General features: G+C 54.7%; 16 protein-coding genes and 5 pseudogenes. 15 read left to right on the top strand and 6 right to left on the bottom strand.

Annotated elements, in window-relative coordinates:
• Positions 1–93: 93 nt before the first annotated feature.
• From OA238_RS14885 to glmM, 4 genes are all read left to right on the top strand, one after another.
• The gene (locus tag OA238_RS14885; RefSeq protein ID WP_015495799.1) at positions 94–756 is read left to right on the top strand and encodes a cell wall hydrolase; all 663 of its coding nucleotides are present in this window, start codon (positions 94–96) and stop codon (positions 754–756) included.
• Between the two features lie 111 nt (positions 757–867).
• Complete coding sequence (locus OA238_RS14880) at positions 868–1,776, top strand: dihydroneopterin aldolase (protein ID WP_015495798.1); 909 nt, start codon at positions 868–870, stop codon at positions 1,774–1,776.
• On the top strand, positions 1,776–2,771 hold the full coding sequence (gene folP / locus OA238_RS14875; protein ID WP_015495797.1) for a dihydropteroate synthase: 996 nt from the start codon (positions 1,776–1,778) through the stop codon (positions 2,769–2,771). The genes OA238_RS14880 and folP overlap by 1 nt, the downstream gene beginning before the upstream one ends.
• 28 nt (positions 2,772–2,799) lie before the next feature.
• The gene (gene glmM, locus OA238_RS14870; protein WP_015495796.1) at positions 2,800–4,155 is read left to right on the top strand and encodes a phosphoglucosamine mutase; all 1,356 of its coding nucleotides are present in this window, start codon (positions 2,800–2,802) and stop codon (positions 4,153–4,155) included.
• Here glmM and OA238_RS14865 read toward each other — a convergent pair.
• Positions 4,145–5,041, bottom strand: coding sequence for a DMT family transporter (locus tag OA238_RS14865; RefSeq protein WP_015495795.1), 897 nt, complete (start codon positions 5,039–5,041; stop codon positions 4,145–4,147). The two genes, glmM and OA238_RS14865, sit on opposite strands and share 11 nt — an antisense overlap.
• Positions 5,042–5,432: 391 nt before the next feature.
• Between OA238_RS14865 and OA238_RS14860 the strand changes: the two genes are divergently transcribed.
• The 4 genes and pseudogenes from OA238_RS14860 (at position 5,433) to OA238_RS30330 (ending at position 8,904) form a co-directional block, all read left to right on the top strand.
• On the top strand, positions 5,433–5,972 hold the full coding sequence (locus OA238_RS14860; protein ID WP_083906750.1) for a winged helix-turn-helix domain-containing protein: 540 nt from the start codon (positions 5,433–5,435) through the stop codon (positions 5,970–5,972).
• 27 nt (positions 5,973–5,999) lie between these two features.
• Positions 6,000–6,758 (top strand): tetratricopeptide repeat protein, encoded by a 759-nt coding sequence (locus OA238_RS14855; RefSeq protein ID WP_015495793.1) that lies wholly within the window; start codon positions 6,000–6,002, stop codon positions 6,756–6,758.
• A gap of 124 nt (positions 6,759–6,882) precedes the next feature.
• Positions 6,883–7,692, top strand: a pseudogene (locus OA238_RS14850) (ISL3 family transposase); the annotation flags it as partial.
• A gap of 148 nt (positions 7,693–7,840) precedes the next feature.
• Positions 7,841–8,904 (top strand): IS630 family transposase gene (locus tag OA238_RS30330; protein WP_085982740.1). Its coding sequence is split into 2 segments (ribosomal slippage): positions 7,841–8,330 and positions 8,330–8,904, totalling 1,065 coding nucleotides; the frame shifts between segments, so codons are not numbered across the junction.
• On the opposite strand, the pseudogene OA238_RS14835 reads toward OA238_RS30330, so the two are convergent.
• From OA238_RS14835 to OA238_RS31845, 3 pseudogenes are all read right to left on the bottom strand, one after another.
• Positions 8,869–9,474 (bottom strand): annotated as a pseudogene (locus OA238_RS14835) (IS630 family transposase); the annotation flags it as partial. The gene OA238_RS30330 and the pseudogene OA238_RS14835 overlap by 36 nt on opposite strands.
• A 2-nt stretch (positions 9,475–9,476) precedes the next feature.
• Positions 9,477–10,007, bottom strand: a pseudogene (locus OA238_RS14830) (radical SAM protein); the annotation flags it as partial.
• A gap of 120 nt (positions 10,008–10,127) precedes the next feature.
• A pseudogene (locus OA238_RS31845) lies at positions 10,128–10,269 on the bottom strand (IS3 family transposase); the annotation flags it as partial.
• 48 nt (positions 10,270–10,317) lie between these two features.
• Here OA238_RS31845 and lhgO point away from each other — a divergent pair.
• From lhgO to OA238_RS14800, 4 genes and pseudogenes are all read left to right on the top strand, one after another.
• Positions 10,318–11,559 carry an L-2-hydroxyglutarate oxidase gene (gene lhgO / locus OA238_RS14825; protein ID WP_015495791.1) on the top strand — a complete coding sequence of 414 codons (1,242 nt, stop codon included), beginning with the start codon at positions 10,318–10,320 and terminating at the stop codon, positions 11,557–11,559.
• Between the two features lie 410 nt (positions 11,560–11,969).
• A complete protein-coding gene (locus OA238_RS14820; protein WP_015495790.1) occupies positions 11,970–13,397 on the top strand; it encodes a DUF6880 family protein in 1,428 nt (475 codons plus the stop codon).
• Positions 13,398–13,599: 202 nt separating this feature from the next.
• Positions 13,600–14,916, top strand: a pseudogene (locus OA238_RS14810) (DDE-type integrase/transposase/recombinase).
• Positions 14,917–15,463: 547 nt separating this feature from the next.
• Positions 15,464–16,354 (top strand): bifunctional 5,10-methylenetetrahydrofolate dehydrogenase/5,10-methenyltetrahydrofolate cyclohydrolase, encoded by an 891-nt coding sequence (locus OA238_RS14800; RefSeq protein ID WP_015495788.1) that lies wholly within the window; start codon positions 15,464–15,466, stop codon positions 16,352–16,354.
• A 1-nt stretch (position 16,355) separates the two neighbouring features.
• On the opposite strand, the gene OA238_RS14795 is transcribed toward OA238_RS14800, so the two are convergent.
• Positions 16,356–17,216, bottom strand: coding sequence for a DMT family transporter (locus OA238_RS14795; RefSeq protein WP_015495787.1), 861 nt, complete (start codon positions 17,214–17,216; stop codon positions 16,356–16,358).
• A 249-nt stretch (positions 17,217–17,465) separates the two neighbouring features.
• Here OA238_RS14795 and OA238_RS14790 point away from each other — a divergent pair, with 249 nt between their 5' ends.
• From OA238_RS14790 to OA238_RS31840, 3 genes are all read left to right on the top strand, one after another.
• Positions 17,466–19,835: a trimethylamine N-oxide demethylase gene (locus OA238_RS14790; RefSeq protein ID WP_015495786.1), complete on the top strand. Its 2,370-nt coding sequence runs from the start codon at positions 17,466–17,468 to the stop codon at positions 19,833–19,835.
• A complete protein-coding gene (locus tag OA238_RS14785) occupies positions 19,832–20,203 on the top strand; it encodes a hypothetical protein (RefSeq protein ID WP_015495785.1) in 372 nt (123 codons plus the stop codon). Before OA238_RS14790 ends, OA238_RS14785 begins: the two co-directional genes overlap by 4 nt.
• A 266-nt stretch (positions 20,204–20,469) precedes the next feature.
• Positions 20,470–20,655: a hypothetical protein gene (locus OA238_RS31840; RefSeq protein ID WP_144055911.1), complete on the top strand. Its 186-nt coding sequence runs from the start codon at positions 20,470–20,472 to the stop codon at positions 20,653–20,655.
• On the opposite strand, the gene OA238_RS14775 is transcribed toward OA238_RS31840, so the two are convergent.
• Positions 20,652–21,986 (bottom strand): NAD(P)-binding domain-containing protein, encoded by a 1,335-nt coding sequence (locus tag OA238_RS14775; protein ID WP_015495783.1) that lies wholly within the window; start codon positions 21,984–21,986, stop codon positions 20,652–20,654. The genes OA238_RS31840 and OA238_RS14775 overlap by 4 nt on opposite strands.
• Positions 21,987–21,999 lie beyond the last annotated feature (13 nt).

The following is a 21,999-nucleotide window of genomic DNA, read 5'->3' as shown; positions in this document are numbered from 1 at the left end:
ACCGCAGGGGGCGCTGACTGGACGGATCAGCGGGTTTCCCTTAAAGGCAGGGCGCCTGCGTGAGGCTGATCACGTGTCTTCTTGGGGACAAGAATGTTGAACCGATTTGCAATGCGTATTTTGGCGATTGCCGCCTTAAGCATAAGTGTCGCCGTTACTGGCGTATCCGGCGTGCATGCCGATGGAGTTCTGGCGGCCCGTCTTAGTGCGCTGCTCGGACAGGAACGTATTACTATCCAGCAGGTGCCAGATGGCCGCGTTGCGGCTTTGACGGCTGTGCCGCCTGCTGCCCGCAACATCGCGACTGCGCCCGACGTAATGACCTATGACCAAGCTTTCCTTACGTCCCAACCCACGGCATCCGGAGGCGAGCAATGGCGCTGCCTGTCGGAGGCTTTGTACTTTGAGGCACGTGGCGAAAACGTGCGCGGCCTGTTCGCCGTTGGCGAAGTCATCATGAACCGCCGCGATTCTTCGCGCTATCCAAGCACGCTGTGCGGCGTGATCAATCAGGGCACTGGCCGCCAGTTTGCCTGCCAATTCACTTACACCTGCGACGGTGCTGCAGAAAGTATCCAAGAACAGGCTGCATGGGTACAGGTTGGTAAAGTCGCGCGTCTGTTGCTTGACGGCGCACCGCGTCAATTGACGGATGGGGCGACGCATTATCACACGCGCGCCGTCAGTCCTCGCTGGGCACGCATCTTCCCGCGCACTGCGTCTATCGGCTCACACTACTTTTACCGAGAAGGCTAACCACCACCCGTCGCATCTGCCCCAAAGGGCGGCGTAACAGACGGTTGTCGGGGACGCGCCTGCTTAGTATCCACGCAGCACAACTGCGCAAAGACACAAAGCGGGATCAGCATGAGCAGCGACACCAAAATGGCCTTCGCACACCCGTCCGAGCGGGCAGAGGCGACCACCCCAAGCGGCAAAGTTGACCTGCGCGACCGCATTTCCCTGCGCGATTACATTACTGAGGTCGAAATTGGGGCGTTCCAACAAGAACGCGGCCACCTGCAGCGAATCAAATTCAACGTGGTGGTTGAAGTCGAGGCACTGACAGGGCCAATTGACGACGATGTAGACCGCATCCTTTCATATGACCGTGTGACTGAGGCGATTGAGGCCGAACTGGGCGCAGAGCGGCTTAACCTGCTTGAAACTCTGGCTGCACGCGTGGCCGAACGCATCTTGCTGGAACCCCAAGCTCTGCGGGTGTTTGTGCGGATCGAAAAGATTGACCGCGGGCCATATTCGCTTGGCGTTGAAATCATGCGTGAACAGGGCGGACATGAGAATGCTGCGGTCGAAACCGTTGAGGATCCGCACCCACGTGTGGTCTACTTGTCCAACGAAACTGTCGCATCTAATGGGCTTACGGCGTTGATTGATGACCTTGCAGCTGATGATATGCCGCTGATTTTCTGCGTTGGGGCTGGTGATGCGCCCACGCCGCAAACCCGCATTAGCATGGCGCAACGGCGCATCGATCTGCTGGCGATTGAACAAAACGCTTGGGTTTTGGCAGGGCGTGACAAACGCTGCGTCGTGGTAGGCACCCGCACCGAACTTGATTGGGCGATGAAGAATGGCCAGATTTGCGTCTGGGCCCCATCCAAGATCGTGCTGGATGCCGCGGACAGTCCCGGCGCTGATGCCCGCGACGCGCTGTCGTTGGTGGCATGGTTCGCGGGTCAATTGCTGGCATTGGAACTTGTGGTTGTTGGCGCGGATGCGCCGATCTGTGACATTCCAACCCGTGTGATCTGATGGCCTATTACCGCCCCATCGCCATGACTGACCCGTACCGCCCTGACACGGCGCACGCGCTGGCTGGTGGCTGGTGCTGGTTCACCCATGCACAACGGCTTGAACGTGGGCAGCCAAGCAGGCTAGTTTCGGCATCCGACATTCCCGATGACATCCTGCATCGCCTCACAGCCCAACGCGCGCCTATCGCTGGGCTGGACATGGGCGCGCCCAAAATCATGGGCATCCTGAACGTGACACCAGACAGTTTCTCAGACGGGGGGCTGTTCAACGCGCCCGACGCGGCGCTCATACAGGCGCGCAAGATGGTGTCGGACGGGGCGGACATCCTTGATGTCGGCGGCGAAAGCACGCGACCCGGCGCCGCGACCGTCGATGTAGATCAAGAGATCGCGCGCACAGTGCTGGTGATCGCCGCGATCCTTGCAGATGCAAGCACACCCATTTCAATCGACACCCGCAAAGCCCGCGTCGCGCAGGCGGCACTTGCTGCGGGGGCATCCTTGGTCAATGACGTATCGGCCTTTACGTTTGATCCAGGCATGGCCCGCGTCACGGCCCAAACGGGGGCGCCGTGCTGCTTGATGCATGCCCAAGGGGATCCTGCAACAATGCAAGACGCGCCGACATATGATGATGTGACGCTAGACGTTTATGACTTCCTCGAAACACGCATCCTATCGGCAGAGGCGGCAGGAATTCGCCGCGATCAAATCATCGTCGATCCAGGGATCGGGTTTGGTAAAACCCAAGATCACAATCTGACTCTGTTGAAAAATCTGTCTATATTTCATGGACTTGGCTGTGCAATTCTGCTGGGAGCGTCCCGTAAGAGGTTCATTGGCACACTTGGTAATGCACCAGACGTGCGCGATCGCATGCCCGGTTCGGTGGCGATCGCTTTGCACGGGATCCGGCAGGGTATGCAAATCCTGCGCGTCCATGATACGCTAGCCACAAGACAGGCGATGAGCCTGCATATGGCAGTGAATTAGCACTTTCTAGTAAGTCGGGCGGGACATCATGGCACGTAAATTTTTCGGAACCGATGGCGTGCGTGGAACGGCCAATAAATACCCTATGACTGCCGAAATGGGCCTGAAAATTGGCGCCGCTGCTGGGTGCTATTTCCGCAATGATGGATCAAATGGCCACCGCGTCGTGATCGGTAAAGACACACGGTTGTCGGGCTACATGTTCGAATCCGCGCTGACCGCTGGCCTGACCAGCACGGGGATGAATGTGCTCCTGCTCGGTCCGATCCCGACGCCCGCTGTGGCGATGCTGACCACGTCTATGCGTGCCGATCTCGGCATCATGATTTCCGCCAGCCACAACCCCGCGGTGGACAATGGCATTAAGTTTTTCGGCCCCGACGGGTTCAAGTTGTCCGATGAAGCCGAGGCTGAGATTGAACGCTTGCTTGAGGGCGACCTTGTGCCTGCGCAGGCGTCCAACATTGGCCGTGCAAAACGTATTGATGATGGTCGTTTCCGCTACGCCGAACGCCTAAAGGGGACGTTCCCCCATGGTATGCGGCTGGACGGCATCAAGGTCGTGATCGATTGCGCAAACGGCGCAGGCTACAAAGTCGCGCCTGAGGTTTTGTGGGAACTCGGCGCGACGGTCATTCCCGTTGGCACCCATCCTGATGGTTTTAATATCAACGAGGGCTGCGGGTCGACGGCACCGCGCACGGCCGCGGAAACCATCGTCACCCATGGCGCTGATGTGGGAATTTGTCTGGACGGCGACGCCGACCGCGTGATGATTTTGGACGAACACGGAAACGTCGCAGACGGCGATCAGATCATGGGACTCTTTGCCAACCGCTGGGCGCAGGCCGACCGTTTGAACAAGGGCACGTTGGTGGCGACTGTGATGTCCAATCTGGGGCTGGAACGGTTCCTGAATGACAAGGGATTATCCCTTGAACGCGCGGACGTTGGCGACCGCTACGTCGTGGAGGCGATGCGGGCAGGTGGATTTAATCTTGGCGGTGAACAGTCCGGTCATATCGTCATGACAGATTTCGCCACGACGGGGGATGGACTGCTGGCCGGTCTGCAATTTCTTGCGGCGATGATTGAAACTGGCAAACCCGCGTCTGAATTGATCCGTGTGTTTGAAACCGTGCCGCAGATGCTTAAAAACGTGCGCTACAGCGACGGGGCAGATCCGCTGGGTCAACCCCCGGTTAAAGCCGCGATTGCCGCAGCAGAAGCGTCGCTTGTGGGCAAAGGCCGTCTGTTGATCCGCAAATCTGGTACCGAACCATTGATCCGCGTGATGGCTGAATGTGAAGATGACGCACTGCTGGCACAGGTTGTTGACGGCATTGTGGCGCAGGTCGAAGCGGTGGCGACGGTCAGCGCCTAAGCAGCTTTGCAAGGCTCGCCCATTGGCTGATCGCGAGGCCACACAGGATTAACGCCAAGGCGGCGAAAAAACGCAGTGGCAAGACTTCTGACAACACCCAAGCGCCGAAAATCATTGACCAAACAGGGACTTGATAGTTCACCAGCGTCATGAATACTGATCCGGCTGTGCGGATTGTTTGCACCCTGAGCAGGGCCGCAAATGCCGTGGGGATTAGACCCAGAAAGACAATCGCATAGCCCGCGCGCCCGTCGACCCATGTTGGCACGCCCTCAAACACCAACATTGCAGGGATCAGGCAGATCGAGCCGACCACCAACGTCAATGCGGCCATTACGATGCTGTCGATTGGTGGGCAGACACGGGTCAGCACACTTGAGACTGCATAAGACATAGACGCCGCGATGCAGGCAAGTTGTGGTAGCGCGAGGCTGCCTTGCGAGAAATCGAACGCCGTCGGGCCGACCAGCACGGCGGCGCCTGCAAAGCCTAGAACTACGCCCACGGACTTGCGGGTCGACATCTTTTCGTCGCTAAACAGATGCGCCATTGGCAACACAAACAGCGGCAACACGGCCATGGAAATACCCGCAAACGCCGACGGCACATATTGTTGACCCCACGACAATAACGCAAACGGCAAGGCGGTGTTTAGCACGCCGATCAGCGCTAAATAGCCCCAAACCGCGCGTCCACGCGGCATCGGGCGGCCCATGAAACGCACCAACGCCAGCAAGGTGACAGCGCCCAATGTTGTGCGCGCACAGGCGACCGTCAGCGGGCCGTAACCTTCAAGTGCAATCGCCACGACCATAAACGTCCCGCCCCAAATCAGCCCGAGCATCAGGATCGATAGCCAGTTAAAAAGGGTGGGTTGGGTGGTCATGGATGACTTGGACCAGAGGGCGCGGGGCTTGTCTAGGTGGATCGCATCACATGTGGAGTGTGTGGAATTATTTGAATGACAGTTCAGCGGCCGAAGTGGTTGTTCAGTAAAAGCAAGATAAATGGATGGATATATGTCTTGGCATTAGCTGCCTTCTCTTGTCTCGTGATGCCAAAGTACAAGCGATTGCATTGGTCAAAAAGGAATAAGACCAAACTTGAACCTACCGTGCTGCGAAGGAGGAGAGTTTCTTGGGTGAAAAAACACTGCTTCTTGGCGATCGAACTTTTGAGTTGGGGCCGTCAATATTACGTACTTCTGGCGGTAGCCACGTCCCGCTTCGCGCACAGTCCGCGCGCGTTCTTTCAATTCTTGCCAATAATCACGGAGAATTGGTTGCCGCGACAGTTTAATCGATCAGGTGTGGCCTGGAATTTCGGTTTCAGACGATAGTCTTATTCAGTGTATTCGTGACATACGTATCGCTTTGGAAGATGACGCCCGAGAACTGGTCAAAACTATCGTTGGACGCGGATACATCCTGAAAACTCAGAAAAAACCGATGGCAGTAACTCATTTACCAGTAATCTATGTCGAGCCCTTCGATGTGGCTGGCGATGTAACGGTCTCCAAGCCTCTGAGTGATGAACTTTTTGAGGCATTGCTTTTTCGGCTCACGGCACGAGCGGGCGCCTCAGTCATCGTTGATTCGAATCAAAAAACGAACGCCACATATTTGGTTAGTGGCAAAGTCACATGTGCCGAGGACACAGCACGAATATTCCTGCAAATCGGCAGAAATGCCGCCAACGAGATTGTGCATAGTGACATAAAATCGGCCTCCGACGGCCAGATCCGTGATCTGCCCGACGCTGTCGCAGAAGCGGTTGCAGCTCGCGTTCACGTCCACATGATCATCAATGATGGCTGAGACCTAATTGAGTGGAGCAACACTGAATTGTCCACGCAGCAGCTCAAGGCGAAGGCGGTTTGGAACATGGCGCGGTTCAAGTCCGAAAACTGGATGTCTGCGCGACAGGCGCTGGATATCGCGGTAAAACTTGAACCAAACGATCCAATTGCTTTGGCGATGCACGCGTCGATGGCGACCCAGCTTATTCCCCTTATTCCTTTCAGTGATTTGACCGATGATCCGGCATGGGCGTTGACCTTCGCAAATAAGGCTGTGGAGTTGGGCCACAACGTTGATTACGTTCTAAGAACAAGAGGGAATATCCGGCTTTGGTTGTTTGGCGATCATAAAGGAGCACGGCGTGATTGCGAACGTGCATTGAGGGTGGCTCCGGAGTTTCATTTGGCGCACCTTACGCTGGCGACAAGTGAAATTCTGTCGGGCTCACCAGCCGCAAGTGTCAATCCTTTGGAAGAAATGATGCGCAGAACTCCGTTTGATACCCAAAACCCATTCTACATATCACTCATCGCATTGGGCCATATTCTCGGTGGGCAGGACGCCGAAGCAGTAGCAGCGGGCTGCGATAGATATGAACTTTGGCCCGAACAAAGTTGGATGACACTGGTTTTCGCGGCGGCTCTTGGTGGGACTAAAGCGGACGGTGCTGAGGCCCGAGGTTTAAGTCTCGAAAATCTCGAATTGTCGGCAAGTCGTTTTCGGAAAATGCCTTTTACAGATCACGAAGATGTCGCGCACTTGGAGGAAAGGTTTGCAAGGATGGGTCTTAGGGTGATGGGTTGACGTCAAAATCACGGGGATGAGCGTCAATAGGCTCTTCTCCGCTTTGTTGAGTAAGAAAAGATGCCGACCATCAAGTAACCTATTGATATGTTAAGTTTCTGACAACTTTACATAGGGCAGGTATATGACCATCGACATCTCGCAACATATTTTACGCCTGAAGGGGCAACGTGTAAATGAAATTGAGCTGGCTGAAGACGGTGCGAAGGTTATTGTTCAGTGCAGTCGGGATGCCCGCAGGAGCGCTATAGACCCTGCAACCGGCAAGAAGGGTAGCATCAACCAACATATTCGCCGACAAGTAAACGACATCCCGTTTTTTGGGTATCCTTGTGTGATTGAGATTGAGCTAGCGCAGGTTTTTATTAGCAAGGGTGAGCGCCGCATTGAGGCGTGTCCTTTTGTTGATAAAGGGTGCCGTTTCACCCATCGATTTTGCCATCTTATCAGTGGATTGTGCCGTCATTTATCCATTCTGGCTGTCTCCAGGCATTTAGGTATACGATGGGAGACGGTAAAGAATATCGACAAGGCATACCTGATGGAAACGCTCCCTGCGCTTGATCCCGCACAGCTTGCTGGCTTGGAATACATTGGTGTCGATGAAGTGGCCCGGGCGAAAGGTCATGACTATATGACGGTGGTCTACGATATGGTCGGAGGGCATCTGATCTGGGTGGAAGCCGGTCGAACTGCCGAAGTTTTTTCAAGGTTTTTGAAACAGCTGCAGCCAGATACAGCCCATAAAATAAAGGCCGTGTCGATGGATATGGGGCCTGCCTACCAAAAGCCTGTCAGGGAGTCCTTGCCGATGGCCGACATCGTATTTGACCGTTTCCACGTCATGAAAAACTACAGCAAGGCTATCCATAATCAGCGTCGCCTTGAGTTCAGGAAGGCCGATCCAAGTGGTAAAGAGTTGATGAAGGGCACGCGCCTGAATTGACCTGAGGTTTTCCCCTCAAATCACTTTGTATTCCTTGAGCGATATGATACCAGCGGCCAGAATATCTGACTCATTTATTTGGTTTTAATTTTTGGCAAACTCTGAATCAATATTCTCCATAGATTGGGAGGTGCTCATGGGTGGAGCCATAAAAATTACGCGCACGGATATGTCTGCGAAAGATTTGCGCCGTGCGGCAAAGCGAACCAAGGATGGGCGGGTTGTACGGCGACTACTGGCCATAGCGCTGGTGCTTGATGGGGTGGATCGTGAAACGGCTGCCCGCAGCAGTGGTATGGATCGACAAACACTTCGGGATTGGGCGCATCGCTTTAACGCAGAAGGCATTGAGGGGTTATCGGATCGGAATGGCAAGGGGGCAAAACCACGGTTGTCGCCCAAGCAACAGGCGCAATTTGTGGCGTGGGTGGAGGCCGGGCCCGACCCAGTAAAAGATGGCGTAGTACGATGGCGTTGTGTCGACTTGCAGGCTCGTGTTGAAGAGGAGTTCGACGTGAAACTGCATGTGCGTACGATTGGGAAATATCTAACCAAGCATGGCTTTCGCCGCCTGTCTGTGCGTCCAGAGCATCCGAAAACTGATCGCGAAGCGCAGCAGGCTTTTAAAAAAACTTTGCGAGCCTCGTAAACGATACTCTGCCAGAACATGCAAAGGGGAAGCCTCTTGAAGTATGGTTCCAAGATGAAGCCCGCGTTGGACAACAGGGGACACTCACCCGTAAATGGGCCAAGCGTGGAACTCGCCCGCGCGCACCCCGTGATATACGCTTCAAATGGAGTTATATCTTTGGTGCCGCTTGTCCCGCACGTGGTACCGCCGCAGGTCTCGTCCTGCCCTACGTCAACGCCGAGGCTATGGGGCTGCATCTTGATGAGATCGCAAAAGCTGTCGCACCCGGCTCACATGCCTTGCTGATTGTTGATGGGGCGGGGTGGCATGGCGCAAAATGTTTGCAGGTGCCAGATAAAATTACGCTCGTTAAGCTGCCACCGTATTCACCCGAACTGAACCCCATGGAAAACGTCTGGGCTTATCTGCGAGCTAATAAACTCGCAATCACAGTTTTCGACACCTATGACGAAATACTCGACAAATGTGCACAAGCTTGGAACTTCTTTGCGAACGACCCAGAGCGAATAAGTTCAATCACAGATCGAGAATGGGCAAGGGTCACTTAATTCGGCCGTTGGTATGACGCGGAAGTTGTCGGTGACGGTGTCGCGGAACTCTGGCCATTTTTCTGGCAGGGTCTTGCGGAAGAAGTCGAAAATGGCCTCTGTGAATTGGTTGAACGTTGCATAGTGCCGATTGTGGGTGACCCATTTGTGCATAACACCCCAAAGACGCTCGATCGGGTTGAGGTGCGGGGCATATGCTGGCAAGAAATGCAACTTCACCCGACGTTCTGGGCTGTCCAGCCATGGCTGTAGTATCTTGGCATGATGATAGCGGGCATTGTCGACAAAGACGTGGATGGCCGTCTTGGTTTGGTTGTTGCGTTCCAACTTTTCCAGCATCTGTCGGGTTGTCTGGGCATTGATCTTCTCGCCTTCCACAAAGGTGAACTGGAAAGTCTCAAGGTCAAGCGCGCCCTGAATGTTGAGCCGCTTGCGCCCTGATGTCGCCTTCAGGGCCGTCTTTTGTCCCTTGGGGAACCAACCATGGGCGGGGCGGCTCTGGTGTTCGGGGTGGACAGCGTCCGAAAAGACAACCATCTCATCTGCGGCCAACCCGTTCATCAGGGCCTGAGAACGGCGGGAGAAAAATCCTGAATTCCGATGCTGGCGCGATTCATGCCCTCGGACGCCAAAGCGGCAATTTTGGCATCATCTACCATCGTCGGATCAATCTCGACCGAAAATTCAAATTCGTCCGTTGGTGGAATCACGTCTTTGATTGCTCTGGATAGGGTACGGATCATGCTAGGGGGCAAAATCGTCGGCGTCCCACCACCCCAGTGCAAGCGCCCCATTCGCAAGCCCGCGGGCAACGCCGCGCGGAGTAATTGCAACTCTGCAATGACGGTGTCCAGATAGGCCTCAACAGGGCTAAGCGTTCGCGTGCCTTGGGTTCTACAGGCGCAAAACCAGCAAAGACGCTCACAAAAGGGGATATGCACATAGACCGAGACAGGAATAGTTGGGGGAAGCTTGCTCAGCCACTCCGATTGGAGTGCAGCACCAGTTTGAGGCGCGAATACGGGGGCCGCCGGATAGCTTGTATAACGCGGTGCGCGCGCGTCAAAGAGGCCAAGGGTGGTAAGTTTTTCAATGTGTTCCATCGTCATTGACTTAGATGTTTGGTCCAATTCAAACCTTGCGCCAGATCAAACCCAGCCTAATAAAAATGTCCAAACCTCCGACTGGTCTTGTCACGCTCACGTTCCAGTCTCTCAATTCATTTATGCGGCCTTTCGCTCAAATGCCAAGGGGCTTTTGCCGCCTGGCGACGAATGGATGGTTGAAGCCGTTGATATACTGGAAGATCGCGCCTTCGGCTTGGCGTCTGGTTTCCCAGCGGTTGCGCCAGATCAGCTCAGCCTTGCCGTGCCCGGCAGGGTTACCAACGGAAATGGTGGCAGAGTGCCTCTAATGCAAATAAGGGCTTATGATATGACTGATATTACCATCATCGGCGGCGGTATCGTCGGCATCACCACAGCGCTGGAAATGCAGCAAAGCTGGCCCGGTCTTTCAATCGAATTGCTTGAGAAGGAACCCGGTCCTGCCCGTCATCAGACAGGACGAAATAGTGGTGTTATCCATGCCGGCATCTATTATGCGCCCGGTAGCCTCAAGGCAGAGTTTTGTCGACTTGGGCTAACTGCCACCATAAAGTTTTGCAAGGAACACCAAGTTCCATTTAAACAACCGGGCAAGCTTCTGGTCGCCACCAACGACACAGAAATACGACGACTTAAAGCACTTGAAAGCCGCGCTCGCGAGAACAAGCTCGACGTCCGCGCTGTCTCTGCCGCTGAATTACGTGAGCGCGAACCAAATATTACGGGACTTGGAGCGTTGCTCAGTCCTGCGACCGGTATCGTCGATTACGTTGCGATGGTGGAAAAAATGGCTGAACAATTTATCGATTTGGGCGGGCAAATTACCTACGGCGCCAAAGTCGTGAGCCTGCTTGAGGAAGCGCAAACCGTCAAGATTACGCTTGCTGACGGCGGAACTCAAAGTACCGCGCACTTGATTGTCTGTGCAGGTTTAATGGCAGATCGGTTGGCCGCTATGTGCGGCGTTGCTGACGATTTTGCTATTGTGCCGTTTAAGGGCGAATACTTCCGCCTCGCTCCGCGCCGCAATCAGGTTGTTCAGCATCTTATTTATCCTGTCCCTGATCCCGAACTGCCCTTTTTGGGTATCCATCTAACGCCGATGATTGATGGCTTTGTGACGGTCGGGCCCAATGCCGTGCTTTCGCTTGCGCGCGAGGGGTATACTAAACTGGGCATGAACCTGCGTGACATCGGTGATATGGCTCGGTTTCCCGGTTTTTGGCGGACAATAGGAGATAACCTCTCCTCCGGTTTGAGCGAGATGGCAAATTCTGCATTCCGGCGGAGATTTTTACGCGCGTGTCAGCGGTATTGCCCGTCCTTGGAGTTGGAGGATTTGCAGCCGCATCCACCCGGTATTCGTGCACAAGCTGTAATGCGCGATGGTACATTGGTTCATGATTTTCTGGTACGTAACACTGCTCGTACAATCCATATTTGTAACGCCCCGTCACCTGCGGCAACATCGGCTATCCCGATTGCACAGCACATTCGCGGTATAGCGGCAAAAACCTTTGACCTGAAAGAACGAGAGCATTCGGATTGATCTGCGCAAGTATTCTAATCGCCCCAACGACATCGTAAAACAGCTTGATCTCGGCTGCCAAATTTACTTCAGCGTCTCGAACCAGTGCTGGGTGTAAAGCGACTTGGTGCCCCTTCTGGGTAATCGCCAGCAATCGGCTGCCAGGCAGTGGACACCACTCATCGCTAGTCGGCAAAAGCCCCTTGTCGTTCGAACGAAAGGCCGCATAAATAAGTTGAGAGATCGGAACGTGAGCGTGACAAGACCAGTATACACCTCAGGCCAGTACGGTTTAATGTCCTGTTTAACACGTTACGACAACGCAAAGCCGACGCCACATTTCATCCAACACAGTTTTGGCGGATCAGTATTCGTGCCATAACGACCCGCCTACGACTTCCCTTCAGTCGTTCAAGCTGTAAAAAACAAGCATGTCAAAAAAGACCCTGAACAAAACCAACCTCGAAACGCTGGGTGCCGAACAACTGGCCGCACTCCTGATGGAAGTCAGCATGGGCAGTGCAGATATCAAGCGCCGGCTGCGGTTAGAGTTAAGCCACAACCTTGGCCCCGTTGAGCTGGCTCTAGATGTGCGAAAACGGCTGACGACGCTGCGTCGGTCCACCAGTTTTGTCGGTTGGCGCAAGCGCAAGGCGCTGATCAAAGATCTGACCATTCAGCTGTCGATGATTGTCGACAAAATCGCACCGGAAGATCCAGTCATCGCCTTTGATTTGCTCTGGCAGTTCATTGAAGTCGCACCGTCGGTTTACGGCCGCGTGGACGACAGCAAGGGCGATATCGGTGATGTATTTCGCGCTGCAATTGATCGGTTCGACGACATCACGCCACTTGTGCTGCTTGATTCCAACGCACTGGCGGACCGTGTTTGGGCCGTCATTCAGGACAACGGCTACGGCGAATGGGATGGGGTCATCTCCTTGATGGCGAACACTCTTGGGGCATCGGGTCTGGCACGATTAACGGCACATGTTGAAGCCTACGGCGCAGCGCCGATTGAGACCGACGGCGAAGACCACGAAGCGATCCAGTTTTTGCGTCGACTGCGAGGTGTTGAAAATAATGCTGCCAAACACAAAGCGCGTTTCGTCATGAGATACCTGCAGGAAATAGCGGCGGCCACAGGCGACACAAGTGCCTATATCGCTCAGTATTCCGACGCTGATTTGACGCGCAAAGATATCGCGGCCGAAGTCGCAATGCTTTTGATTTCCGACGCAAAGTCCGAAGGCGCATTGAACCTGTTATTGAATGCGCAAGACGACGAACGCGATATTGGACAGGGCGCATGGGACACGACCTATATCGCCAGCCTGATCGCGCTGGGGCGGATTGAAGACGCGCAATCGCACCGCTGGGCCTGCTTTATGGCAACCCTAAACCCCACCCATCTGCGCGACTATCTAAAGCATCTACCGGACTTCGAGGACGTCGAAGCAGAGGACGCTGCAAGGAAGCATGTCTTGGACTTTCCTGACTTTTCAACCGCCTTAAAATTCTGCATCAACTGGCCAGACCCGCAGGCAGCAGCCGTGCTTGTTAAAACGCGTCACACTGAGATAAATGGTGGCCTCTACCCACTCTTAACACCCGCAGCAGAAGCGCTCAGATCACGGTATCCGCTTGCGGCGGTGCTCCTATGGCGATCAATGATCGACGATGCCCTCCTGCAAGGACGGACTTCTCGTTACGGCCACGCCGCTGATCACCTTACGGATTGCGCCGCGCTGGATGCAGAAATTGTGGATTACGAAATATTTCCAGCCCACGCGACCTACCTTCGGACCCTTCAAACTCATCATGAGCGTAAGTCATCATTCTGGACCAAACTGAGTTAATGCTGAGGAGTGGATCGGTGCGTGACCGCTTACGCGAAACCACGTCTATTTAGTTGCGCGTCCTAAAAGGTCACATGTTGCACCTTGTGCTTAGAGGTGGTCGCGGAAATTCGGACCGGCTGTTAAGATGGTTCGCATGCTGAAAGTGACGCTCCAAAATGACAAAACGAAAGAACCATTCGTTCCGCTGCCCGGCAGGGTCATGCAAAGCAAGATCCCGAGAGGGGGGGGCAAAACACGTGTCGCGCTTGAAGCGATCCGTGAGGAGATGACCCTGGCAGAGCTGTCCAAGAAATACGGTGTGCATCTATTGCCGGCAGGTGTTTGCATGCAAACACTGAGAGGCTACTCAGATAGGCACATGGAAGCGGCCTGCGATAGAGAACATGGCGACGGCCTTCACGCGCCGCGGTGGTACGCCTGAACTAGTGAGCGCCGCTGACGTTGACAATCTTCACGCCAAGATTGGTCAACTGGTGGTGGAGCGGGGTTTTTTGCCCCCCCCTTCTCGTGCATGAAAGAGGGCAGTGGATGCCTCGCACCAGTTGCTCGGAACGCGAGGCAAAAAATGGTGAGCAAGGATCATAAGCTGAGCGTTCGTCGGCAGTGCCCCTTAATGACGTTAACGAGTTCCAATCTGTACTATGAGCCAAAGGGCGAAAGTGCTGAGAACCTGCGGTTCATGAACATCATGCACTGCCCTCTCGGGGGCATGCGTAGCATGATCCCGAGAGGGGATAAGCAGTTTTTGGAGACGCCTTGGTACGGATCGCGCCAAATGGCTCGGCACATGAAGCGCGACAACCACAAATGCGGCCGCCATCGCGCGCACCCTCTGATGCGGCTCATGAGGTTGGTTCCGATTTATCAGGAGCCAAACACGAGCAAGAAGCATCCACAGCACAAGATCTGGCCGTATCTGCTTAGGAATGTGGTGATTGATCGACCCGATCAGGTTTGGTGCGCAGACATCACTTACATCCCCCTCTCGGCAGATTGCTTTGCAATCGCCTGTCGGCAATGGATGCGGCGTGGCTTCCTGTATTTGGTCGCGATCCGCTGCCCGGAATTGGTTTGCTTGCAAACAATGAGCGGGGTGGACTGGTACAGCCGCAAAGAGCAGAGCTGGCGGCTATCAAACAGCATGGACGCTGCGTTTTGTGTTGAAGCACTGGAAGAGGCCTTGGCCAAACACGGTAAGCCGGAGGTCTTCAATACGGACCAAGGCAGCCAGTTCACCAGTGGCAATTGGATCGACGTGCTGACTGATGCGAAAATCAACATCAGCATGGACGGCAAAGGGCGCTGGATTGACGACCGCATGATCGAACGACTGTGGCGATCCCTCAAGTAGGAATGCGTCTATGTGCACGCCTTTGAGACAGGCTCAGAGGCGAAGGCTGGTATCGAAAAGTGGCTGGCCTACTACAACGTCGAGCGTCCACATTCGACCCACGGAATCTTAACCCCAGACGAGGCCTATGCCAGCAAAACAGAACCAATGAGATTAGCAGGCTGAACAGAAACCGTGGTCCACTTTAAAAAGGCTGTAAACTAGTCGAAAAAGCTGGACCACCTCTATAACCCGTGTTGCGCTTGAAGTGATCCGTGAGGAGATGACGCTGGCAGAGCTGCCCAAGAAATACGGTGTGCATCCGACTCAGATAGGCACTGTCTGACCTCAGCACTTATGGGTCCAAGTGGCGGTATTTGATAAGAGAGTGTTCTTGCCTCATCAGTAACCACTGAGGAGTACAAGATGAGACAGACAACTGGAACACGCAAAAGCCCTACCGAGAAGATCGTCAAAGACATCAAGTGCGCAACACGCAAGCATTATTGATCTGAAGAATGGATCAGTATCGTGTTGGACGGCCTGCGTGGCGAAGACCGCATTGCCGATCTGCGCCGTAGAGAAGGCATTTCTCAGGGCATCTAAGTCCAGAATTTTCTGGCCTCGTTTCGCCGCATTCACCTTCAACAATGTCGCTGCACGAGATTGACGAGTGGCCGTTTGTTAGCGCATTCATGCCGTTGAAAACAAACTGATTGAGGACGGCATTACCATGGCGCCAACGCATGCACGCAAAGACAACCGCCTGATTGACGGCCTCGCCGTTAAGAAACGGATCATCGCTGAGGTTCGCGCCTATACGGACACCCACAATGAAATGCCGCGGCTGATGTCCATCCTGATTGGCGATGTGCCTGAGGCGGCCGTCTACGTGCGCAATCAAGCACGCGGGGCAGAGCAGGCGGGCCTACCTTTTGAGCAGGTGAACTGGGCGGGTGATATATCGCAAGAGGCCTGCAAAGCGCGCATCATGGAGATGAACGACGACCCGAGCGTCTTGGGCATTATTTTGCAGCGCCCCGTCCCCGCGCACATTAACGTTCGATCCCTGCAATCGGCGATCCACCCGTTGAAGGATGTTGAGGGCATGAACCCGGCATCTATCGGCAATATCGTCTATTCCGACGTGGCGTTGGCCCCTTGTACGGCAGCGGCAAGTGTCGCGTTGATCAAGGAAACCGGCTTGCCGATGGAGGGTCTTGAGGTCGTGATGATTGGCCATTCCGAAATCGTTGGAAAACCTGCTGCGATGATGCTGATGGCCGAGGGCTGCACTGTGACAGTTTGCCATCACATGACACGATCTGTGCCGATGCATTCACGACGTGCCGATGTCGTCGTCGTTGCCGTCGGCAAAGCGCATTTGGTCGGGCCAGACATGATCAAACCGGGAGCTGTCGTTATCGATATCGGCATCAACCAAATTGAAACGGACGACGGCCCGAAAATCGTGGGCGACGTAGACACGGATGCAGTGATCGAGGTCGCGGGCTGGATCACGCCTGTTCCCGGCGGAGTTGGTCCAGTCACGGTCGCCATTTTGATGCGCAATTCAATGGTCGCCCATCAACGTCAGATCGCGGCAGGGTGGCTAAAGGGCTGACCTACACCGCAAGGACGCCGACACCGCAAAATGCGACGGTGCCGCCGATCCATTGCACCAACGTCATGCGTTCCCTCAAAAACATCCAAGCCAGCAAAATCGTCAAAAGGCCAAACATTGATGCTGTAACGGCGGCGTATTGCGGGTCGGGCAGGGTGCCTGCCGACAACACACAATAAAGCGCGATGCCGTCGGCGACACCCATTGTGATCAGCATCGGCAGTGCGCGTTTTCCCGGCCAAAACGGTTGTTTGAACGCCAACAAGATTACGACGGTTAAACCTACTGCCAAGACACGGGTTACCAAGGTTGTGGGTATTTCATGGCTGATGTCAGCCGCATATTGGCCAAGCGCAAAGGTGCCCGCGAACCCGAACGCTGATATCGCCGCAAACAAAATTGTCGGGCCAATGGGCGGATTGTCGTCGGACGACGTGTCAGACATTGCGGCCACGACCGCGACACCGACAACGATCGCGACAACGGCGCCCCACTGCGCATCAGCAATCGGGGTGCCTTGCACAGCGGCCAGCCCCACAGACAAGATCGGGTAACCTGCAATCAGAGGGGCGACAAGACGCACCGGGCCGCGTTGAAACGCGTAATATAATCCGAAGGTGGCGATAACGAAAAATACCCCAGCCGCGAGTGACGGCCAGATCGCTTGCATGGGCAAGGCATGGATTTCGCCGCTGACTGCCGTCAGGACGGTGTGAAAAATCAGTCCAGTCAAAAGAACAATGAAAATGCAGGCGCTGAGAGGGGTCTTCTGGCTTAGGAAGCGGACGCAAATGTCATGGAACCCCCAACACAGTGCTGCGATCAGCCCAAGGGCAAGGGTGCTCATTGTACGCGCCGCCATGAGGGAATCGTGAAGGCTGTGCAAACGCGCGAAAGGCTGGCTGTACCCAAAACGGACCTATGATTGGCGCGGAAAACAGCCGTGAGTCCGATTGCAGACACCAAAAGCGGGATCCAGATGATATAATTGATCTGATACTTGGTCATTTGGTAAATAAGGTCCGAATTTGTTTGCCGTGTGGGTCGTCATATGTATTCTTGATGATAAATAAATATTCCGCTCATGCAACACGAGTTGGAAAGGGATTACATGTTAGACAACTACCTTAAGGTGCAAGCTGGACCTCCGAAACCCAGCTCCATTCTCAAACCGAATATTTTTTCGATGCCGCCGGGGACGGAGAGGTATGTGATTGACGGTCAATCCGCTGTCCTGATCGCCATCGAGACAGGTGATCAAATTACGATCATCAACGATGAGGGCGGCCAGCGCTGTGAGATTCTGGTATGCGACCCGAACGGCAAAATCGAAGCGGGGATCATTGGGGCGGCCACCCACGGCGATGCTGGCGGGCTAAAAACGTTGTTGGACAGCGATAACCAGTCCTTGCGCGGTCTGCGCATGGGGCTTGATGCCCGTGGAATTGATGTCGCCCAAGCCCAAGCCGTGCATCTGTTCGAGGCCACAACCCCCGCCAAAACAGAGGCCAAATTCACGGCAGCCCGCGACGGTGCGGTCATAATCGCGACCCCCGCAAATATTATGGATTTTGAGGCGCAGGATACCGCCACCCCAATCACAGTCATCATCAAACGGGCCGTCATCAAAAGCCATATGCGGTTTGAATTGCCTGAACCGCTAGCTGATCCGCTGCAAAGCATTCGTGTGCACACGCAAACCGCTGAGTCGTTTTTCGTTAAGGCGGGCGATTATATTCAGATCATCGACGTAGACGGGCGGCAGTGCAGCGATTTTGAATGCTTCTCTGCGCGCAAGCTCGACAGCGGCATTGAACACGCGCTGGACGTGACAACGACCCGTACGCTGATGGGCCACGCCTATCCGATGCCGGGTTTGCACGCGAAATACTACGATCAGGAAATGGTGCCACTGGTTGAGGTCGTTCAGGACACCTGCGGTCGCCATGACGCCTTTGCCATGGCCTGCACCGAAAAATATTACAATGATATGGGCTATCCCGGTCATGCGAATTGTTCGACCAATTTCAATCACGCATTGAAAGACTACGGTGTCGCGCCGCGTCGCGGTTGGATGGCGATCAATTTCTTTTTCAACACCTGCATTGATGATCACGGTGTGATGCATGCGGACGAGCCATGGTCGCGGCCAGGCGATTATGTGTTGTTGCGCGCCCTGACTGACATCGTTTGTGTGTCCAGCGCATGCCCTGATGACACGACGTCTGCCAATGGTTGGAACCCGACCGATATTCACGTCCGCACCTATAGCGGTCAGGAAACCTTTCAGCGCGCGATTGCGATCCGCACGACCCCAAATTCAGAGGCCAAGATGACAAAACAAACCGGTTTCCACGACAGTTTTGCCAAGCACACGCGCAATTTTGTTGAATACAACGGCTACTGGCTGGCCAGCTGCTATGCCGCCACGGGACCGATTGAAGAATATCATGCCTGCCGCGAAAAATGCGTCATCATGGATCTATCGCCGCTGCGCAAGTTTGAGATCACAGGCCCGGACGCTGAGGCATTGTGCCAATACGCATTCACCCGCAACATGAAAACGCTGGCCATCGGCGGCGTCGTTTACACAGCGATGTGCTATGAACACGGTGGAATGATCGATGATGGCACCGTTTTTCGGCTTGGCAAAGACAACTTCCGTTGGATCGGCGGGTCCGATTATGGCGGAGAGTGGCTGCGCGAATTGGCCGAGAAACTCGGCCTTAAGGTGTTGGTACGTGCGTCGACTGATCAGATGCACAATGTCGCCGTGCAAGGCCCCGAAAGCCGTGATTTATTGCGCAAGATCGTCTGGACGGCACCGCACAACCCAGAATTTGACCAGTTGGGTTGGTTCCGGTTTACGCCTGCGCGGCTGAACACTGAATCAGGCACGGCGTTCGTGCTAAGCCGCACAGGTTATACTGGTGAACTTGGATATGAGGTCATGTGCCACCCCAAAGACTGCGCCGAGATATTCGATGCAATCTGGGAGGCAGGCCAGGACCACGGGATCAAACCTATGGGGCTGGAAGCGCTTGATATGGTACGCATTGAGGCAGGACTGATCTTTGCAGGTTATGATTTCAGCGACCAGACCGATCCGTTTGAAGCGGGGATTGGTTTCACTGTGCCGCTCAAGTCTAAGACTGATGATTTTGTCGGGCGTGACGCGCTGATCCGGCGCAAGGAACATCCGATGAAAAAGCTGGTGGGTCTTGAGATCGACAGCAACGTCGATGTTGGACACGGTGATTGCATCCATATCGGACGGGCTCAGATCGGGGAAGTAACCTCGGCCATGCGCTCACCGCTTCTCAAGAAACATGTGGCCTTGGCGCGCATTGATGTGGCCCATTCTGCGGTCGGAACCGAAGTCGAAATAGGCAAGCTGGATGGCCATCAAATGCGCCTGCCTGCAAAAGTTTCCGAAACGCTGGCGGCGTTTGACTCCAACAAAGAACGCCCGCGGTCATGATCCGGTTCGCGCTGGCATTTACGGTTCTGGCGGGCGCTGCTGAAGCACAATCGATCAAACTGCAGGCCGACGAAATTGATATTTTGTTGTCAGGCAACACGGTCGTCGGCGACTGGGATGGCGTCCCTTACCGTCAGTTTTTCGGAGCAGATGGCGTGACCGTTTTCGCCCAAAGGGACGCGGAAGTCTCGCGCGGCGAATGGCGGGTGGATGTGGAACTGGACGAATACCAAAGCATCTGGCCCAGCGACGCGGATTGGGCGGGGCGGTATGTGATGGAGTTCTCGGGCGATTGGTATTGGGTAAGTAAATCCACGCCGCCCACCCCGTTTGAGGTTCTTGAGGGGGAACAGTTATTGGCCGAGTGAAAATGCGGTTTGCGCAGCTCATATTGATCATACCGATGGTCCTAGGCAGTAACCTATCAGCACAAACGGACGCTTTCTGCGACCAGTTACAAAGTCTTATGGTTCAAGCTGGTGATGGCGTCACGACCAGCTTTCATCTCTCGTCACGCACCCTCGCGCAGGTTGACTGCGCGCCGTCCCGCGGGCTGGGTGGCACGGTCTCACTTCACTGTGCGTGGCCGTTTAAATACCGATCAATGCAATCTTTGGATGCCTTTGAGTCCCTGTTGGGGCAGGTCGCGGCATGTGCAAATCCAATCGCCGCGGACACATCATCGGTCAACCATCCGAACAGCTACGATCTGCGCCAGTTCAGTTCTGGGGTGGGCGTGATCAGTGTTCCCCTCAAGGACAAAGGCGCGCTCAACCAGACTTACGTATTTTTGCGGGTTGAGCGGCCTTTCATGCCTTAGTTCTGTAAATACACGTCCAGACTGTCATCAAGCGCGCGTGCCCACGGTGTGTGGTGTTTGGGCGCCATTGTGCCAGTCAGAACAGACTTATGGCCGTGGTCGCGGAAGGTCATAATGCCAGCCTTTTTGTTGGCTTTCCAAGCTTTGAACGCCTGACATGCGCCTTCCAGATCGAAGGTGGGATAGTCGGTTTCAGCAACCAGTTCTTTAATGTAATCGCCCTGATACCAGATCGCGTCATAGTCATCCGCGCCCGCCTCTTCGCGCGCGATACGATCGTCAATGTCGGCCTGCATCGCGGCTTTGTCGGGCAGCGTAATACGCCCCATGATGACGTCGCGCGCCCACCAAGCCTGCGCGTCGAACATGTTGAATGTGAACCACTGGTCCTGCATTCCGATGTAGAACAGATCGGGGTCGTTTACGTATGCAACGCCTTTATACAGGTCTGTTGTTGCCAAACGGTTGGCGGTCTTCAGGCGGAGATCATCGGGTAAGAACGGAAAGTGGTGTTTGTAACCCGTACACAGGATGACCGCGTCAACGTCGCGCGATGTGCCGTCTTTGAAATGCGCGGTGTTACCGTCCACATGGGTCAGTAGTGGCACCTCGGCCCAGTTGTCGGGCCAATCAAATCCCATGGCCGCCGTGCGGTGGCTGACAGTGATGGATTTCGCGCCGTATTTCCAACATTGGGACCCGATATCTTCGGCGGAATAGGACGTACCGATGATCAAAACGTCTTTGTCTTTGAATTCCATCGCGTCGCGGAAATCATGGGCATGCAAAACGCGGCCTTTGAAGATTTCAAAACCGTCGAACTGCGGCACATTGGGCGTACTGAAGTGGCCATTGCAGACAATGACGTGATCGAAAACTTCGGTATAGGTGTGATCTTCGGGCAGGTTGGTGACGGTGACGTTGAACTTTCCATCTTCTTTTTCCACCCAACGCACAGCGGTCTCAAACTGAATCCAATCGCGCACACCGGCTTTGTTCACGCGCCCTTCGATGTAATCAAACAGCACAGCGCGCGGCGGGTAGGATGCGATCTGTTTGCCAAAATGTTCTTCAAACGAATAATCGGCAAACTCCAAACCTTCTTTGGGGCCATTCGACCACAGGTAGCGATACATCGATCCGTGCACAGGTTCGCCGTACTGATCAAGGCCTGTCCGCCATGTGTAATTCCATAGACCACCCCAATTGGATTGCTTTTCAAAGCAGACGATTTCAGGGATGTCAGCGCCGTTTGCTGCGGCTGATTGAAAGGCACGCAATTGCGCAAGACCTGAGGGACCAGCCCCAATAACGGCGATACGTTTGGTCATTATTTTGCGTTCC

This window comes from Octadecabacter arcticus 238 (assembly GCF_000155735.2).
Lineage (GTDB): Bacteria > Pseudomonadota > Alphaproteobacteria > Rhodobacterales > Rhodobacteraceae > Octadecabacter > Octadecabacter arcticus.
The sequence above is the reverse complement of the archived record's forward strand: the minus strand, read 5'-3'. Positions and strand labels throughout refer to the sequence as shown.

Excerpts from the sequence above, each read along its gene's own strand:
- OA238_RS14885 (WP_015495799.1), top strand. The coding sequence starts at position 94 with ATGTTGAACCGATTTGCAATGCGTATTTTGGCGATTGCCGCCTTAAGC.
- OA238_RS14880 (WP_015495798.1), top strand. The coding sequence starts at position 868 with ATGAGCAGCGACACCAAAATGGCCTTCGCACACCCGTCCGAGCGGGCA.
- folP (WP_015495797.1), top strand. The coding sequence starts at position 1,776 with ATGGCCTATTACCGCCCCATCGCCATGACTGACCCGTACCGCCCTGAC.
- glmM (WP_015495796.1), top strand. The coding sequence starts at position 2,800 with ATGGCACGTAAATTTTTCGGAACCGATGGCGTGCGTGGAACGGCCAAT.
- OA238_RS14865 (WP_015495795.1), bottom strand. The coding sequence starts at position 5,041 with ATGACCACCCAACCCACCCTTTTTAACTGGCTATCGATCCTGATGCTC.
- lhgO (WP_015495791.1), top strand. The coding sequence starts at position 10,318 with ATGCAAATAAGGGCTTATGATATGACTGATATTACCATCATCGGCGGC.
- OA238_RS14820 (WP_015495790.1), top strand. The coding sequence starts at position 11,970 with ATGTCAAAAAAGACCCTGAACAAAACCAACCTCGAAACGCTGGGTGCC.
- OA238_RS14800 (WP_015495788.1), top strand. The coding sequence starts at position 15,464 with ATGGCGCCAACGCATGCACGCAAAGACAACCGCCTGATTGACGGCCTC.
- OA238_RS14795 (WP_015495787.1), bottom strand. The coding sequence starts at position 17,216 with ATGGCGGCGCGTACAATGAGCACCCTTGCCCTTGGGCTGATCGCAGCA.
- OA238_RS14790 (WP_015495786.1), top strand. The coding sequence starts at position 17,466 with ATGTTAGACAACTACCTTAAGGTGCAAGCTGGACCTCCGAAACCCAGC.
- OA238_RS14785 (WP_015495785.1), top strand. The coding sequence starts at position 19,832 with ATGATCCGGTTCGCGCTGGCATTTACGGTTCTGGCGGGCGCTGCTGAA.
- OA238_RS14775 (WP_015495783.1), bottom strand. The coding sequence starts at position 21,986 with ATGACCAAACGTATCGCCGTTATTGGGGCTGGTCCCTCAGGTCTTGCG.